The 1,497-nt window shown below is 52.1% G+C and carries 3 protein-coding genes; all 3 read right to left on the reverse strand.

Annotation, left to right across the window (positions count from 1 at the left end; translation table 11 throughout):
- On the reverse strand, positions 1-423 hold a 423-nt coding region (locus GGQ91_RS27920; protein WP_182593314.1), incomplete at its 3' end, for a hypothetical protein.
- A gap of 26 nt (positions 424-449) precedes the next feature.
- Complete coding sequence (locus GGQ91_RS27925; protein WP_182593315.1) at positions 450-944, reverse strand: Imm30 family immunity protein; 495 nt, start codon at positions 942-944, stop codon at positions 450-452.
- A 7-nt stretch (positions 945-951) separates the two neighbouring features.
- A partial coding sequence (locus GGQ91_RS27930; RefSeq protein ID WP_182593316.1) for an RHS repeat-associated core domain-containing protein occupies positions 952-1,497 on the reverse strand: 546 nt, incomplete at its 5' end.

Consider the following 1,497-nt stretch of genomic DNA (forward strand, 5'->3'; position numbering starts at 1 on the left):
GGTCGGCGCGTCCGCCCGGTCCCAGGCATAGCTGCGCTCGATCGGCCGCGCCGCGTCCGCCGCCAGACCCGCCCGCTGCGCCGCCACCGCCCCGGACAGGCTCCGGATCGCCCGCCCGCCCCGCTGCGCCGACAGCCGCCCGCCCGCATCCCAGGCGCTGTACAGCACGAACCCCGCCGTGCTCTCCCGTCGGACCTCACGGCCGAGCCCGTCCCGGGTGAAGGCGAGCGGCGCGTGCTCGGCCACAACCAGCGCGGCCAGGGCACCGAGCGGGTCGTAGGCGTGGCGGGTGACGTGCTCGCCGAGCCGGATCGCGTGCGGCTGGTCGATCCCGGAGAAGATCCGCCGCGCCACACGCCGGCCGCAGGAATCGTACCGGCTCTGCACCCGCCGCCCGCCGACATCCTCCTCGACGATCCGCATGTAAATAAGCTGGGCAGAATTCTATTTCAGCTCCTATCTGTGTGCTGCGATTTTTCACTAAATTTTCGCAACAATTCTTTAGCATTTGATATAGTTAGATCGTTCTTTGTAAATTGACTGCTTAAAATATTATTTATTATTCCTACAAGGCGATGCTTGTCTGTTTCTTCTAAATTGGTCCTTTCCAGCGCCGAGCGGCTATCATAGTCGTTAATAATCCGAGTTAATAATATCTGAGACCATTCCGGGCTTTTTTTGTATAATTCTATAATCGGACGCACTGCATTTTGCGTGTATATGTCGGTCGGAAAAGACTCTATTAAGTGGACATAACTATACATTTCTTCAAAATACGGATCTTCATCTTCTAGCATTCCTATAATCGGCTCAATACATTCTGGATTCTTTAGTTCATAGATCTTTGAAAGAATTCCTTCTCTAGTGGATACTATATTATCTTCATTAGATTGTGTTGAATTTTTTAATTTCTGCAAAAGCAGATTGAGCTTTTCACTTTTCATGTCAACCTCATTTATTGAACACGGCCGGATAATGATTTTTATTTTCTCGTATCACTCTTTGTAAGGCACTCCTCACTTCTGATCCGTATAAATTGTCTTGTTTATATATCTCTTTTAGATCTTTGATGCCGTCTGCCAAAGCGTCTCTTGGCGACATACCTTCGTCATGCCGACTCCCATAAGTTTTAGTCTTTCTATGTCGACCACCTTGGCCAGGGCTGGGCTGTTCAACCATTATAGAAATTCCATCTCTCCGTGATATGTTCTCCTTCATCATCCGATTTGCAGATGGAATGTGATGCGGGGTAAGATTATCTCCTCTAACTTGCGGAAGTTCGTTAAATTTTCCAACGCTTAATTCTCCAGGTAACAAGCCGACAGAGCTAGCCAAACCCAGCGGATCGACCCATATTCCGGGCCGATCAACGTACCCCTGCGGCCTGTCACCCCCTTCCAGCCCGATCGGATCCGGGCTCGCATACTGCCCCGCCACCGGATCATAGTGCCGGTGCCGGTTGTAGTAGAGCCCCGTCTCCGCGTCCGCCCACTGCCC

Origin of the sequence: Methylobacterium fujisawaense (genome assembly GCF_014138435.1) — a bacterium.
GTDB classification, from domain to species: domain Bacteria; phylum Pseudomonadota; class Alphaproteobacteria; order Rhizobiales; family Beijerinckiaceae; genus Methylobacterium; species Methylobacterium fujisawaense.

Excerpts from the sequence above, each read along its gene's own strand:
- GGQ91_RS27925 (WP_182593315.1), bottom strand. The coding sequence starts at position 944 with ATGAAAAGTGAAAAGCTCAATCTGCTTTTGCAGAAATTAAAAAATTCA.